Below are 15,477 nucleotides of genomic sequence, written 5' to 3'. Positions count from 1 at the left end.
CTAGTTGTTCGGTTATTGCTTATGCAATTATTTATAACACAAACTGGATTTAACCCAAGTGAAAAGCGTTACAGATCAGTGTCTAATTTGTGCTTTTTCGTTGATTGCGCAAGTGATTAATCAAAAAACGAGCAGCCAGCCCCAGTTTGCTTTCACGGCTCCAGACCAGATCGACAAAATATTCAAACTTGGGCGAGAAATCCAGAAAGTCCAAAACCTGTAGTTGCTGCTTTAAGTTCGGGTTTTCATTCAGCATTTGCAGCGGCAACACACCCCAGCCCAGACCCTGTAAAATTAACGAGCAGGCAGTATGATGATTATCAGTGCGCCAGTACTGTTTGGAAAATAACAGTTCCGGCTGAATACGACGGTCACGGCTGGCCACCACAATTTGCCGGCTGTGCAAAATAGCTTCAAAGCTGACCGGTGCCTGTTGAGCTAAGGCAAAATCTCGGGCCGCCACCGGCACCAAGGCTTCGCGTTTCAGTTCTACAAACTGCTCGCCACTGTCGAGCTGTTCACGTTCAAACATCACTGCCAGTTGCGCCGACTGTTCGACCAGCATGTGCATGGCATCTTCCTGTGGCGCTGAAAATATATTGATCTGTAGCGTTGGAAATTCCTGCTGCAGCAGGGCAATGTACTGGGTCCAGTCGCTATGAATCAGCTCGGAAACCACCACAATATTCAGTTCTGATTCCAGCCCTTCACTTAACGCTGCGGCATGCTGTTTCCACTGGTTCATTTCAACCAGCAGTTGCTCGGTCTTTTCATACAGGGTTAATGCCTGTGCGGTCGGCACCGGTTCACGCCCGATGCGTTGAAATAGATTCAAGTTCAGGTCAATTTCCAGATTGGCAATTGACATACTTACTGCAGATGGCACTTTTCCCAGTTGCCGCGCCGCTGCGGAAAAAGAACCGCATTCAATCACGGTTTTAAAGATGATCAGCTGTTCCTGGTTCACATTCATGGGCAGCAACCTGTCAATAATATTGAAAGATTCTAACTCAATTTGTCGATAATTTAAAAATAAGATGGCAGCAATTGATGAAATAGATACGGTTTAACATGTTGCTGTCGAAAAGAAGATTAATTCATGCCTTGAGTTATGAACTGATTTTACTGGTGATTATTGCCCTGGCTTTATGCCTGATTTTCAAGATGCCGCTGGAAGTGACCGGTAGCCTGGGTGTGGCCATGGCAGTAACCTCGGTCTTGTGGAATATGCTGTTTAATTATTTTTTTGAAAAATTTGAAGCACACAGACAGCTCCAGCGTACGGTGAAAGTACGGATTTTACATGCCATTGGTTTTGAAGGGGGCTTAATGTTAGCCACCATTCCAATGGTGGCCTATGCCATGCAGATGAGTCTGCCCGAGGCCTTTTTGCTGGATTTAAGCCTGACCTTATGTATTTTGGTCTATACCTTTATCTTCCAGTGGGGTTATGACGCGATTGAGGTACGTTTGGGCTATGCACCGGCCTATCGTGAGTCTGTTTAAAATACGTCTGATGAATTTAAGAGCAGACAATAAAAAGGTAATAAAACGTCCATAAAAAAAGCCACTGCACCAGGCAGTGGCTTTTTCAGTGAAGGCAGGGGAAATTACTTCTCGACAATCGCTGTTACACCTTGACCGCCTGCAGCACAGATTGAAATCAGCACACGACCTGAACCTTTTTCATTCAGCAGTTTGGCAGCAGTCGCCAGAATACGTCCGCCGGTTGCAGCAAATGGGTGACCAGCAGCCAGAGAAGAACCTTTTACGTTCAGCTTGTTACGATCAATTGAACCCAATGGTGCTTCTAGACCTAAGCGATCTTTACAGAATTTTGGATCTTCCCAGGCTTTTAAGGTCGACAGCACTTGTGAAGCAAAAGCTTCGTGAATTTCATAGTAGTCAAAGTCTTGTAGAGTCAGACCGGCACGTTCCAGCATCCGTGGTACGGCATAGGCTGGCGCCATAAGCAGGCCTTCTTTCTTCTCGACAAAATCAACTGCAGCCGTTTCCTGGAAGGTTAAGTAAGCCAGTACGTCATGACCATTGGCTTTGGCCCATTCTTCAGAAGCAAGCAGAACACAAGATGCACCATCGGTCAGTGGGGTTGAGTTGCCTGCGGTCATGGTACGCGCATCACCTTTACCAAAGGCTGGTTTCAGTTTAGCCAGTTTCTCTACTGAAGAATCCGGGCGCAAGTTGTTGTCACGCTCTAAACCTAAGAATGGTGTGATCAGGTCATCAAAGAAACCTGCTTCATAGGCGGCTGCCATTTTCTGGTGTGAAGATGCAGCAAGTTCATCCTGCGCTTCACGCGAGATGCCCCATTCCAGCGCAGTAATCGCCTGATGGTCACCCATTGACAGACCGGTACGTGGTTCACCATTTTTCGGTGCATCCATCAGGTCTTTGATATTGATTTTGGTCAGCGCTTTTAAGCGGTCTTTACCGGTTTTGGCAATATTCAGCTCCAGCAGGGCTTTACGTAAACCGTCACCAAAAGCAATCGGGGCATCGGAAGTGGTATCGACACCACCAGCAATACCGACTTCAATTTGGCCCAGAGCAATTTTATTGGCCACTAAAAAAGCTGCCTGCAAACCGGTTCCACACGCTTGCTGAATATCGTAAGCAGGTGTTTCAGGAGCCAATTGAGTGTTCAGTACACACTCACGAGTCATGTTAAAATCACGGCTGTGTTTGAGTACGGCACCGGCAACGACTTCACCGAGGCGTTGGCCTTCTAAACGATAACGTTCTACCAGACCATTTAAAGCGGCGGTGAACATATCGATGTTTGAGGCAGTGAAGTAAGCGCCATTTGAACGTGCAAATGGAATGCGGTTACCACCGATAATCGCAACGCGACGGACAGTGTTTTGGCTCATGGTATTATCCTGTTGACCAGATGTTTCAGTTGTAGTTTCAGAAGGAGGAGGGGTTGTACTTTTTTTACGGGTAGATGCCGCACGGGTGCGTGCAGGTTTAGCCGCAGGGTTTGCTGACGAATTTGCCGTGCCAGAACTTTTGGTTGTACGCGTTGTACTTTTTGATGTATTTGACACAGTTTCTGTAGCAGAATTTTCGACCGCCGGATTTTCTTGAGTTGTTTTGCTCATAAGGCTTTTCCAAGCATGTTGATGATCTTCTTAGGGGTTACATTAGCATAATCTAGAATAGCCTGAATTGACTACAATGACATTGCAGAATGCTTTCAGGTCAAGTCATCTGTATATGATCTCAAGTATTATTCATAACAAACTGATCGATCTATTGAAATACAAAGTATCTGACATCATATTGAAGCTAAAGGATAACTTTAGATTAATCACAAATTCATTTTGTCTGAGAGATAATAATCATGACTGACCAATACCAAGCTTTTGCAAAATCTCCAATTGGTAAATTTGTCATTAAAAATTTAGGCCTGCCATCCCCAACTTTCCTTGAGCGTTTTGACAGCGCCACGCCTGTGGTCAAGGGTGCAGTATTGCTGGGCGCAGCGCCGGAAAGCACATTATCGGGTGCAATTGCCCAGGTCCTGGCCAATATCCATGCCAACAGCTATGCCGGCAATAATGCAGAATTACAGCAGGCTGCTGCACAAGCCGGTTTAAACCTGTGTGCTTTTAACGCGGGCGATAAAGAATCTAAATTTAAAGCGGTGGTCTTTGATGCCTCAGGTATTCAGAACTCTGAGCAGTTAAATGTGCTCTATAACTTTTTTAATCCGGTGGCGCGCCAGATTCAGGCCTCTGGCCGTGTAGTGGTCATTGGCACCACGCCAGAAACCGCCAAAACGGTAAAACATGCAATTGCACAGCGTGCGCTGGAAGGCTTTGTTAAATCGGTCGGGAAGGAGTTTAAAAAAGGCATTGCCGCCAATCTGATTTATGTTGATGACGGCGCTGAAGCGAACCTGGAATCGAGCTTACGTTTTGCCTTGTCACCGCGTTCGGCTTATGTATCGGGTCAGGTGATTCGTGTTTCTAAAGCAGACACGGTCGATGTGGATTGGGCTAAACCACTGGCAGGTAAAACCGCGGTTGTGACTGGTGCCAGCCGTGGTATTGGTGAAGCGATTGCGCATGTATTGGCACGTGATGGCGCGCATGTGATTTGTCTGGACGTACCACAGCAACAAGCTGACTTGGACCGTGTTGCCTCTGAAATTGGGGGTTCAACCTTGGCAATTGATATTACCGCCGCTGATGCGGGCGAGCAGATTAAAGCGGCAGCTGCTGCACAGGGCGGTCTGGATATTATCGTGCACAATGCCGGTATTACCCGTGACAAGACACTGGCCAATATGAAGCCTGAACTGTGGGATCTGGTGATTAACATTAACCTGGCTGCTATTGAACGCGTGAACGACTATCTGCTGGAAAATGACGGTCTGAATGCCAATGGCCGTATCATCTGCGTATCCTCGATTTCAGGGATTGCCGGTAACCTGGGCCAAACCAACTATGCAGCATCAAAAGCAGGCGTGATTGGAGTGGTGAAATATACGGCACCGGTGCTGAAAAATGGTGTGACTATTAACGCTGTGGCTCCGGGCTTTATTGAAACCCAAATGACTGCGGCCATTCCGTTTGCCATTCGTGAAGCGGGCCGCCGTATGAACTCGATGAGTCAGGGCGGTTTACCGGTTGATGTCGCAGAAACCATTGCCTTCTTTGCCTCAACTGCATCTACCGGTTTAAATGGTAACGTGGTGCGTGTTTGTGGTCAGAGTCTGTTAGGGGCTTAATATATCCCTCACTCGGAATCCCCCCTAAAATCCCTCTTTAATAAAGGGGGACTTCTCCTCCCTTTTTGAAGGGAGGTCGGGAGGGATTTGAGGGAATTAAAATAGAAAACCCAATTCTTATTAAAGAAAGGGTGATTTAAAAGATAAATATTCCAAAGGTTCAGTATGAATACTCGCCATTTTAGTCAACTTCCCAAGCCGTATTTAGCCTATCCAAAAGTGATTCAGGGCTTAATTTTTAAAAAGCCGAAGGGTGAAAAAGTTCTGCCGCAAGTTGAATATGTGGTGGATTCATTCAAGGTCGACCAGAAACATCTGAAAGCCTATAACGAAGTCTGTGGTTTTAAAAATAACGGCTATATTCCGGCCATTTATCTGGCGGTGTTATCGCAAAGCCTGCAAATGCACATGATGACTGCGGAAGCTTTCCCATTTCCGATTTTAGGTCTGGTGCATATCCGCAATCAGCTCAAGCAATACCGTAAAGTTGGCGTGAATGAGCAGCTGACTTTATCCTGCAAGTTTGGTGAATTGCAGCCACATGACAAAGGCGTACAGTTTGATTTTATCACCACTGCTAAAGTTGGTAATGAAGTGGTGATGGAAGGTTTAACCACCTATTTGTCACGTCAGAAAAGTGGCAACAAGCCCGCGGCCAAAGCAGCAGAAAGTGCCGTACCGGATTATGTACCGGCAGGACAATGGGATGTGTCGGAAAATACCGGTCGCCGTTATGCGCTGACATCGGGAGATTTTAACCTGATCCATATTCATGCGTTAACCGCCAAAGCCTTTGGTTTTAAACAGGCCATTGCACACGGCATGTGGAGTAAAGCCAAAGCGCTGGCCAATATCCAGTTGCCAGATGCGTATGAAGCTGATGTCTGGTTTAAATTGCCAATGTATCTGCCATCTCAGGTGGAATTCTTGACGGCGCAGCAGGCGCAAAATACCGACTTCCTGATTCGTAGCAAGAAGAACCAGAAACCGCATGTCAGCGGTAGCATTCGCGCGCTTTAAGTCATCGAGCCTAGGTCCAAACCGGATTTGAGCTTTTTAATTGTTCACCTTGTTGCTGGAAAGGATGCATGAACAGCATAAAAGATTATCTGCGTGCAGATATTCAGAATTATCGTGGTTCAGTGGAAGAACCATTTAAAGATTTGGCCCATCTATTTAGCCGTTTTCAGGATGCCCGCTCAACGCAAGGCGGCGCTGCGCTGGTGGTTTATTTTCAGGGTCATAAAGTCGTTGATATTTATACCGGTCAAAAATCTGCCAATGAGGCCTGGCAGCCGGATAGTCTGTCGGTCTGCTATTCTACCGGAAAAGGCGTGCTGGCCACGCTGGCACATATTCTGGTGAGTCAGGGGCGGCTGGATTATGATGTGCCGGTGGCTGAATATTGGCCAGAATTTGCAGCGCAGGGCAAACAGCAGCTGACTTTAAGAGAGATGCTGTGCCATCGCAGTGGTTTATACGATATCCGTAACCTGATTGCCGATGCCTCGGAAATGGCCGACTGGTCGCATATGCTGGAGGTCATTGCCGCGGCCAAACCGCGTTTTCTGCCGAACAGTGATGCAGCCTATCAGCCCCTGACCTTTGGCTGGCAGGTCGGTGGTGTCTTGGAAAAAGCCTGTAATGAAAGCTTGGCTGTATTGATGCAGCGTCATTTAAGCGAGCCATTGGAATTAAACGGAGCTTATTTTGGCGTGCCGGTAGAGGAATTAGCGCGGGTGGCGCGACCGTTTGCCACATCTCAGCCCGCCCAATCTGCCCAGCCTCCCAAAAAACAGGCTGCTGCTAAACCTGCACGTACCGCATCGCCTTTAGAAAAGCTGCTGGCCTTCAGTGGGCAACATCCGCAAGATTTTCAGGATGCCATGATTCCCAAAGGCATGAAGAAATTTTCATTCTTTAGTGATGCCGGTTTACAGGCGATTGTGCCGGCAGCCTCCGGGGTATTTACCGCGCAAAGTCTGGCCAAAATCTATGCCATGCTAGCGCAGGGTGGCCAATGGCAGGGGCAACGACTGATTTCACCACAGGTGTTTCAGGCCTTAAGTCAGGTGCAATATACCGCCCGTGACCGGGTGATGCCGCTGCCGATGCATTGGCGTTTGGGCTATCACCGCATTCTGAGCCTGGGCAAGTCGGCATCGTCAGGCTTTGGTCATATTGGTTTTAATGGCTCAGGTGCCTGGTGTGATCCAGAGCGGAATTTAAGTTTTGCTTATACCCATAATTTTCCGACCGGTTCCATCACCGGCGATTATCGCTTGTGGGGATTAACCCAGGAAACCTTACGCTGTGCCGATGGTGTTTTAAAAGGCCGAAAGGGCTGGTTTTAAACAGTTTGAGATGATTTTTAGCTGTAGCTTGTGCTATGTTCTGGCACTAGTCAATTTGATGTTGTGCAAAGATGAAAAAAGTCATTTTGATTCCGCTGGTCGCCAGTTCAGTTTTACTCGGATGTCAGGATCAAAATTCAACTTAATCCCAAACCGTGGTGGAATCTAAGACCGCAATTCCTGCGTGGGTCGGTGAGTTCAAAGGCACCACGCCTTGTATGGGCTGTTTATCGCGTTGTGATGATTGTCCGGGAATGGCAGTATCTTTAGAACTTCATCAGGATGAAACCTATACCTTGGTGCGTGAAAGTATGAGCCGGCACAATGCACCGGAAGTGATTCAAGGGCGGATTCGCTTTGCAGATGCATCGCGTCAGCAGCTTGAACTGCTGCAAGTCAACACCCGAAATTTGCTGTATATCGATCTTGAAAAACAATTGCTCGAGATTCGTGTAGATCAAACAGGCAAACGCTATCAAATGCAAAGTGATTTTATTCTGGCCAAGTCTGTTTAAATACTGGCTAATCATCTGCTAAATATACTGATTTTTAATCCCTTTTTTGCTGGCGCGAACAAGGGATTTTTCTTTGGATGCGCCCGTCATTTATTTCACTATTTACTAAAAAAACAGTATGCTTAGACCTGTAAAAAGGAGCATACATGTATCAGGTACTTGCGCGTAAATATCGTCCACGTAATTTTAATGAGCTGGTGGGACAAAATCATGTTTCTCGTGCACTGACCAGTGCCTTAGAGCGTGGCCGTTTACACCATGCCTATCTGTTTACCGGGACTCGTGGGGTCGGGAAAACCACCATTGCGCGTATTTTGGCCAAATGCCTGAACTGTGAAACAGGGGTGACCTCCACACCGTGTGAAGTTTGTCCGACCTGTAAAGCGGTCAATGAAGGCCGTTTTATTGATTTAATCGAGATTGATGCGGCATCACGTACCAAAGTGGAAGATACCCGCGAACTGCTCGATAACGTACCGTATGCACCGACACAAGGCCGCTTTAAAGTCTACTTGATTGACGAAGTGCATATGCTCTCGACGCACTCTTTCAATGCCTTGCTAAAAACGCTGGAAGAACCGCCAGAGCATGTTAAATTCCTGTTTGCCACCACCGATCCGCAGAAGCTTCCGATTACGGTCATTTCACGCTGCCTGCAATTTACCTTGCGTCCTTTGGCAGTAGATGAAATTACCGAGCACCTATCTTCAATTCTCAGCAAAGAGCAGATTCAGGCCGAGCAGGATGCAATCTGGCAAATTGCTGAATCGGCACAAGGTTCATTACGGGATGCCTTGTCCTTAACCGATCAGGCCATTGCCTATGGTCAGGGTGAAATTCATCATCAGGATGTCAAAGACATGCTGGGGCTGATTGACCGCACCATTATTTATGACCTGATTCTGGCGATTCATCAGAACCAGACTGCGCGCGTGAGCGCACTGTTAATGCAGTTCCGTCAGCAGGCACTGGATGTATCACTGGTGCTGGATCAGCTGATTTCGACTTTGCATGAGCTGGCCTTATTGCAATATCTGCCGGATTTAAGCCTGAAATATAGCGCCGAAATTAACCAGAAAATTACCCAGCTGTCGCAGCGCATTTCGGCTCAGGATTTACAGCTGTATTACCAGATTGCCAGCAAAGGTCGCGCAGATTTACAGCTGGCGGTTACCCAGGAGCAGGGCTTTGAGATGTGCGTGCTGCGTCTGCTGGCTTTCCGTCCCTTACAGCCAAATGAAGTGCCCTTGACGCAGGTCAGCGCACAAAGCAACGCAGTTGCTGTAGCACCGGCCGCTGAGTCAGCTACCGCGCAGCCTGAACCGGTGCATCCCGTTGTTTCAGCTGAGGATGAATTAGAAGCTGAAACTGCTGCTATAAACCCACCCGTTGCTGAACCATCATCAGATGATTTTCTGCAGGATGAAGCGTTAGAGGTTGCTGAAGTTGCATCTCCATCCGAACCAGACCATCCGGTGACTACACCGGCAGAAGCGGCATCTGCGCAGATGATTTTTGATCCGGCGGCAGATGAAGTGCTGTTTGATTTAGATGAAGATGATCGTGCTGATCAGCCGGAAACGCAGGATGAGGCCAGCAGTGATGATTTCCTGTTTGATGAAATTGCCCCTTTACCAGAAACCACTCCTGCGCAGCCAACTCAACAGCCTGCTGAACTTGCAGCACCGGTTTCGTCTGTCGCACAGCCTGAGCTGACGCATCCGCAGGACTCCAGTCCGCAAGACAGTTTATTTGCGGAGCCAGCGCCGATGCCATCCACCAATCAGCCTGTCGTTGCTGCTGTAGACAATACCGCTATTCCACGTGCTGATCAACGCCTGATGCCGCAAGATATTCTGCAACTGCCGGTGCAGTCCTTAGAGGGCGAATGGAGTGTGGAAAAATGGGAATACTGGTTCCGTAATAGTGATTTATCACCGGCGGTTCAGGAACTGGCCCAACACGGCCTGATGACCGGACAGATTGAAGCTGAGTCGGTTTTCCATATTCCGGAGCAGTATCAGCAATTGTTAAATTCGCAGTTACAGCATTTAGAAGCAGCGCTGAAACAGCAGTGGCCAAACAGCTTCCTGAAAGTGCAATATGGACAGGTCACAGAGGTGACGCCGTATAGCTTGCAGCAGGAACGTAAAGTACGTGCTTATCAACGCGCCAGTGAGCTGCTGCATCAGGAGCCGCAGGTTAAATCGCTGCTCGAAAGTTTTGATGGCGAATTGCAGAATATCCAGCTGAAATAACCACCGTCAGACCATTTCAACCGTTTACTGAGAACGCAGATAAGGTAACAGGGCATCCCGCATTTCGCTTGGAATCGGGGTGCTTTTACGTTGCTGCGCATCGACAAAAACATGCACCATATGTCCTTGAGCTGAAGCCTGCTGCTGATGCTGCTTGAAAATCGCCAGATCATATTTTAGTGAACTGTTGCCCAGCGCTGCAATCGCCACACCGACCTCAATCACTTCCGGATAACTCAGCTCGGCTAAAAAGCTGCAGCCAGAGTCTACCACCAGCCCCATAATCTCGGCCTGATGAATATTCAGTCCGGCTTTCTCAATCAGCAGCGCATTGGCAGCGGTATCGAAGTAGCTGTAATACATGACATTATTGACATGACCATACATGTCGTTGTCTGACCAGCGGGTTTGAATCGGTAAAAAGAAGGTATATTGATCGCGGGTTTTGGCTACCGGTTTCATAAAAAGACGTCATCCCTGAATAGATCGAAAATTTATATTTTTGATTTACCACAACTTTAAATAGCTTCAGCCTTATTGATAAATCGCCTGATAGATGGCCAGCGCATCCTGTTTTTCCATGTCGCGTGGATTATTTTGCAGCAGGCGGGTTTGTAACATGGCATCCTCGGCCAGCTGTTCCAGCATGTTTTCAGGTACATTCAGGGCATTCAGTTTTAAGGTCAGACCACTGCGGTCCAGATAGTTTTGCATGTGGTCAATAAACAGATCACACAAGCCATCTACACAGCCTTTGCTGGATGGGTCGAGCAGGGTCATCAGTTCGGCATACTGCTGCTTGGCGGCTGGTGCATTAAATTTCAGCACTTCGGTTAAGACCAGCGCATTGCTGTGTCCATGCGACAGATGAAAATGTCCACCCAGCGGATAGGCCAGTGCATGGACTGCTGCCACCGGTGCATTGGCAAAGGCCTGTCCGGCCAGCATCGAGCCGACCAGCATATTCTGACGGGCTTCCATGTTGTTACCATCTTTTAGCACCAGATGCAGATTCTGGTTCAGCAGTTTAAGTGCCTGAATCGCCAGCATATCGGCATAAAAGTTCTTTTTGTGTTTGGAGGTATAGGCTTCAATGGCATGTACCATTGCATCAATACCGGTGGCGGCCGTAATGTGCGCCGGCAGGTTTTGGGTAAAGTTGGCATCTAAAATGGTGACATCGGCATATAGGGCAGCAGATACAATGCCGGTTTTGGTGGTTTCGCCGGTGGTGACAATGGAAATGGGCGTGACTTCCGAGCCGGTGCCGGCCGTGGTTGGAATCAGAATAAGAGGCAAACGCGGTTTTTGCGCCTGATTGACGCCATACATGTCATGCAGTTGCTGTTTTTGTTCAGGATGGGCCAGCAGGGCAATAATTTTGGCCACATCCAGCGAGCTGCCACCCCCAAAACCAATGACTGTATCTATCTGGTTTTGCCGGGCGAATTCGGCGGCTTCCAGCACAATATGTTCCGGTGGATCGGCCTGTACGCTGGCATAAATGCGGTAATCACATTCGGCAGCTTCGAGAATTTCCAAAACAGGCGCATGCAATTGTAATTGCACCATCCCCGGATCGGTCACCAGCAGCACACGTTGATTGTTCTGTTCAGTCAGGAGGGCTATGAGCTGTTGGATGCTGCCCAGTCCGGCAATAATGTTGGGCACAGTCTGGAATTGAAATGGGCTCATACGCTTTATCCTTAATTTTTATACTTAAATCAACATTTATCTATAGTGACAATATAGGATTCATCCTGCAAATAACTTAACATAAGACACTTTAAAAGAAAGCAGTTTTGAGGTTGTTATGTCATCCAGAACGCCATACAAGGTGTTATGTGTCTGTTTGGGCAATATCTGCCGTTCACCTACCGCGGAAGTGGTGTTCAGACATTATTGTGATGCACAGCAACTGAATATCTGGGTCGATTCTGCCGGCACCAGTAATTATCATCCGGGCAAAGCACCCGATGCGCGCAGCCAGCAACATGCTTTGCAGCGTGGCTATGATTTATCTGCCTTGCGTGCCCGTCAGTTAACCACGCGCGATTTTCTGGATTTTGATCTGATTCTGGCGATGGATCAGGAAAACCTGCAAAATATTCAGCATCTAAAACGTCATGCAGCCGAAGAATATGGCGCAGAGTTGCTACGTGCCAAAGTGGCGCTAATGAGCGAACATGATCCACAATATCCACGTCATGAAGTGCCTGATCCTTATTATGGCGAAGCCGATGGCTTTGAACGCGTGCTGGATCAGTGTGAATCCAGTGCACAGGCCTGGATCAATATTTTAAAAACAGAATTGGCTTAAATCAGGTTTAAGAATATGAACATTCAACATCAGGTCCAGCTTAAGCCTTTTAATACCTTAAATCTGGCTGCAAATGCGTCTCATTATATTAAGGTACATTCCACCGATGATTTAATTGCGGCCTTAAATTATGCCAAGTTGCAGCAGCTGAATGTGCTGATTTTATCGGGCGGCAGTAATATGCTGCTGCCAGAGCAGATTCAGGCACTGGTATTACATATGGATATTCAGGGCATTGAATTCCTGAATGAAGATGACAATTTCAGCACCATTCGCGTCGGTGCGGGTCAGGTCTGGCATGATTTTGTGCTCTGGACCACCACGCAGCAGTTATTTGGCCTGCAAAATCTGGCCTTAATTCCCGGTCTGGTCGGTGCATCACCGGTACAGAATATTGGTGCCTATGGGGTTGAGGTCGGTGAATTTATTGAATCGGTACAGGTTTATGACCGCTATAACGGTCAGTTTAATTCGATTCTGGCCAGTGACTGCCATTTTGCCTACCGTCACAGTATTTTCAAAGAAAATCCAAACCGCTATATCATCACCCATGTCACGTTCAAGCTGCGGAAACAGCCGGACTTGAAACTGAATTATGGCGATTTAAAAACCGCTGTGGGTGATGAGCAAACCGCTGAAAACCTGCAACGCCAAGTGATCCAGATCCGTCAAAGTAAACTGCCAGATCCGCAGCAATTTCCAAATGTCGGCAGCTTCTTTAAAAATCCGGTGGTGACTGCCGCGGTCTATGAACAGCTGGCGACTCAATTCCCGAACATGCCGCATTATCCGCAGCCCGAAGGCCAGGTCAAAATTGCGGCTGGCTGGCTTATTGATCAGGCCGGCTGGAAAGGGAAACAGCTGGGCATGGTTGGTATGTTTCACAAGCAGGCGCTGGTGCTTGTCAATTATGCCAATGCGACCCTGGCCGATGTTCAGGCAACATATCAGGCAGTACAGCAGGACGTGTACCAAAAATTTGGGATACACTTAGAACCAGAACCGGTGCTGTTTAATGACGCCGGGCTGATTATTCCCCACAATACCTTTTAATCAGGTTAGGCATTTATGAATAGAACTCACTGGATGGTGCGTATCGTACAAATGGCGGCTGTGCTATTTGTGCTGATGGGCTGTCTGGTGGTTTTTATCTATTCGCCGTTTTATTCCAAGTTTGTGATAAAAGTGCTGAATACCATTGTGCCGGTGGAGGTCAATGAAGTGGCTGCACAAAGCCAGCAGATGGGGGCACTGACCGATCAGGAAAATCTGGAACCTGGCTCGAATTTGTGGATTGCCCGGCAAGCTTATTTAAAAGTGATGGAAGAAGAGATTCAGGCTAAAAATTCACAGAATCTCACCACCATTCAGGCACGCTATAAAGCCTTGCAGGCTTTAATTCAGGATGAGCAGCGCAGTCAGCAGGAACAAGAGCAGGACAGCACACCGCAAATTCCATTGCTGGCCGATGTTTCCGCATCTGAGGCGCAACTTGCACAGCCTTCACAGCAGTTACAGGATTTATTGGAGTTAGACAGCTCTGAAAATCAGGCCCTAATGGAACAGTATCTGAAATTTTTAAGAACCCATGAAGTGGCAGCGGTTGAAACCGTACCGGTTGATGAAGAAATTTTTCAGGATATCGCACTGATTCAACAACAAAATAGCCAGAAGCCGCAAATAACTTCCCAGCCGTATGCAATTGTGGTTCTGGGCGGCGGTCTGACCTTACATGAAAATCAAAAAGATATTATTGTGAATAACTACACACGACTACGTTTAGAAAAAACCTTAGAAATTGAAAAACAGTATAAATTACCCATTGTGCTGAGCGGTGTTGAAGCACCTTATATGCAGAAATGGCTGGCAGAACGCGGGGTTGAAGCCAACTTGCTGGAAGATCGCAGTATGAACACCTGTGAAAACTCGCGTTTTAGTTCCTTGCTGCTACAGAAAAAAGGCGGCGCACCAACGGTGATTTTAATCACCGATCAATATCACATGCCGCGCACACGCCGTTTGTTTGCCTTAAACGGCATTGAAACCGTGCCGGTGGTCGCGCCAATTCCAACCGAGTTGACCCAATGGCAGCCTAGTGAGCAGAACTATGATCATAGCCGCCGTGCCAATTATGAAATGCTGGCCACCATCCGCGATATGCTGTTTGGTTCGAGCGACTGCCGGGAGGTGCCATAATGCCGAATATCCCGTTTTTAAATCCGAGTGTGCTGAAACAGCTGGATTTACCGGTTCCTAGCCGCGATACCACGCCGCAGGTGCTGGAGCCTTTAAACCTGAACCGGCCTTATGCGCCCACGGTGGATATTCAGGCCTATCGCCAGCTTTACGGTTTTGACAGCTTAGAGTGCGAGCATTGGCAGGGTTATGTGCAAATGCCGCTGTTTAAACTGCATGTGCAGGTGTTTCAGCCTAAACTTGAAGCGGGCAAGCTGGAAAAAAGCAAAGGTACGGTGTTTTTACTGCATGGCTATCTGGAGCACAGCGGCATTTATCAGCCGATTGTCAAAGAAATTCTGGAGCAGGGCTTTAGTGTCTTGACTTATGATTTGCCCGGCCATGGTTTAAGTAATGGCTCGCCCGCCAGTATCCAGAATTTTGATCATTACCAGCAGGTGCTACACGCCATTTACCAATATGTGCGCAATGCCGATCAATTGCCTAAGCCTTGGCTAGGGGTAGGGCAAAGTACCGGTGGTGCGATCTGGATGCATCATTTACTGGAATTTGCTGAGCGCCGGGAAAATCCGTTTGTCGAGCGGGTGTTGTTATTATCACCTCTCATCCGTCCGGCCAAAAGTGCCTGGTGGCATAATTCAGTGGGCCTTGGGATTATCCGCCGGATTAAACGCGAAGTGCCACGCCATTTCAGACGCAATAACCATAACCCGGAATTTTTGCGTTTTGTGCGCTTAAAAGATCCGTTACAACCACGGATGATGGGCATGGACTGGATTCTGGCCATGTCCAAATGGATGCTGGAAATGGAGCAGCGACCAGCGTGCCGGATTCCGGTGTGGCTGGCCCAGGGCGCGCAGGATCAGACTGTGGACTGGCGCTATAACATCGAGTTTATCCGGCGTAAATTCCGCCTGCAAACCTTGCTGATGCTGGAAGAAGGGTCACATCAACTGATTAATGAACGCCCGGATATTCGTGCGGCCTTAACCGGTTTGATTCCAGCCTTTTTACATGCTTCGAATTCCAAGACTTATTATTAAGCTTTCCTGTATTTCATAAAAAAGAGGCCTGAGCC

General features: G+C 47.8%; 13 protein-coding genes and 1 pseudogene. 10 read left to right on the top strand and 4 right to left on the bottom strand.

Annotated features, from left to right (window positions below; translation table 11 throughout):
* Positions 1-82: 82 nt before the first annotated feature.
* Positions 83-973 carry a LysR family transcriptional regulator gene (locus ACPEPR_RS05595; protein ID WP_005178622.1) on the bottom strand — a complete coding sequence of 297 codons (891 nt, stop codon included), beginning with the start codon at positions 971-973 and terminating at the stop codon, positions 83-85.
* Between the two features lie 98 nt (positions 974-1,071).
* Between ACPEPR_RS05595 and aceI the strand changes: the two genes are divergently transcribed.
* A complete protein-coding gene (aceI, locus tag ACPEPR_RS05590) occupies positions 1,072-1,506 on the top strand; it encodes a chlorhexidine efflux PACE transporter AceI (protein WP_423562042.1) in 435 nt (144 codons plus the stop codon).
* Positions 1,507-1,610: 104 nt separating this feature from the next.
* Here aceI and ACPEPR_RS05585 read toward each other — a convergent pair whose 3' ends face one another.
* Positions 1,611-3,122, bottom strand: a complete 1,512-nt coding sequence (locus ACPEPR_RS05585; protein ID WP_423562040.1) for an acetyl-CoA C-acetyltransferase — start codon at positions 3,120-3,122, stop codon at positions 1,611-1,613.
* A 242-nt stretch (positions 3,123-3,364) separates the two neighbouring features.
* On the opposite strand from ACPEPR_RS05585, the gene ACPEPR_RS05580 reads away from it, so the two are divergent.
* The 5 genes and pseudogenes from ACPEPR_RS05580 (at position 3,365) to dnaX (ending at position 9,883) form a co-directional block, all read left to right on the top strand.
* Complete coding sequence (locus ACPEPR_RS05580) at positions 3,365-4,756, top strand: 3-oxoacyl-ACP reductase (protein WP_180069590.1); 1,392 nt, start codon at positions 3,365-3,367, stop codon at positions 4,754-4,756.
* 165 nt (positions 4,757-4,921) lie between these two features.
* A complete protein-coding gene (locus ACPEPR_RS05575; protein ID WP_005178615.1) occupies positions 4,922-5,776 on the top strand; it encodes a MaoC family dehydratase in 855 nt (284 codons plus the stop codon).
* A 68-nt stretch (positions 5,777-5,844) separates the two neighbouring features.
* Positions 5,845-7,110 carry a serine hydrolase domain-containing protein gene (locus tag ACPEPR_RS05570; RefSeq protein WP_104494651.1) on the top strand — a complete coding sequence of 422 codons (1,266 nt, stop codon included), beginning with the start codon at positions 5,845-5,847 and terminating at the stop codon, positions 7,108-7,110.
* 71 nt (positions 7,111-7,181) lie between these two features.
* A pseudogene (locus ACPEPR_RS05565) lies at positions 7,182-7,625 on the top strand (copper resistance protein NlpE N-terminal domain-containing protein).
* A 146-nt stretch (positions 7,626-7,771) separates the two neighbouring features.
* Positions 7,772-9,883 carry a DNA polymerase III subunit gamma/tau gene (gene dnaX / locus ACPEPR_RS05560; protein WP_423562038.1) on the top strand — a complete coding sequence of 704 codons (2,112 nt, stop codon included), beginning with the start codon at positions 7,772-7,774 and terminating at the stop codon, positions 9,881-9,883.
* A gap of 24 nt (positions 9,884-9,907) precedes the next feature.
* On the opposite strand, the gene ACPEPR_RS05555 is transcribed toward dnaX, so the two are convergent.
* Both ACPEPR_RS05555 and ACPEPR_RS05550 read right to left on the bottom strand, forming a co-directional pair.
* Complete coding sequence (locus tag ACPEPR_RS05555) at positions 9,908-10,345, bottom strand: acyl-CoA thioesterase (RefSeq protein ID WP_016659060.1); 438 nt, start codon at positions 10,343-10,345, stop codon at positions 9,908-9,910.
* Positions 10,346-10,417: 72 nt separating this feature from the next.
* Positions 10,418-11,578 (bottom strand): iron-containing alcohol dehydrogenase, encoded by a 1,161-nt coding sequence (locus ACPEPR_RS05550; RefSeq protein ID WP_423562037.1) that lies wholly within the window; start codon positions 11,576-11,578, stop codon positions 10,418-10,420.
* A gap of 118 nt (positions 11,579-11,696) precedes the next feature.
* Between ACPEPR_RS05550 and ACPEPR_RS05545 the strand changes: the two genes are divergently transcribed.
* Genes ACPEPR_RS05545 through ACPEPR_RS05530 form a run of 4 tightly spaced genes read left to right on the top strand, consistent with a single transcriptional unit; the run spans position 11,697 to position 15,442 of the window.
* Complete coding sequence (locus ACPEPR_RS05545; protein WP_005178601.1) at positions 11,697-12,203, top strand: low molecular weight protein-tyrosine-phosphatase; 507 nt, start codon at positions 11,697-11,699, stop codon at positions 12,201-12,203.
* A gap of 15 nt (positions 12,204-12,218) precedes the next feature.
* Entirely contained in the window at positions 12,219-13,256 is a 1,038-nt protein-coding gene (gene murB, locus ACPEPR_RS05540; protein ID WP_160232436.1) for a UDP-N-acetylmuramate dehydrogenase, read from the top strand.
* A gap of 15 nt (positions 13,257-13,271) precedes the next feature.
* Positions 13,272-14,399, top strand: a complete 1,128-nt coding sequence (locus ACPEPR_RS05535; RefSeq protein ID WP_127798850.1) for a YdcF family protein — start codon at positions 13,272-13,274, stop codon at positions 14,397-14,399.
* On the top strand, positions 14,399-15,442 hold the full coding sequence (locus tag ACPEPR_RS05530; protein WP_005178596.1) for an alpha/beta hydrolase: 1,044 nt from the start codon (positions 14,399-14,401) through the stop codon (positions 15,440-15,442). The genes ACPEPR_RS05535 and ACPEPR_RS05530 overlap by 1 nt, the downstream gene beginning before the upstream one ends.
* Positions 15,443-15,477: the final 35 nt, after the last annotated feature.

The organism is Acinetobacter sp. AND/436, assembly GCF_049546925.1.
In the GTDB taxonomy this organism is placed as follows: Bacteria; Pseudomonadota; Gammaproteobacteria; order Pseudomonadales; family Moraxellaceae; genus Acinetobacter; species Acinetobacter indicus.
Note: the sequence above shows the minus strand (reverse complement) of the source record. Positions and strands in the feature narration are given on the sequence as shown.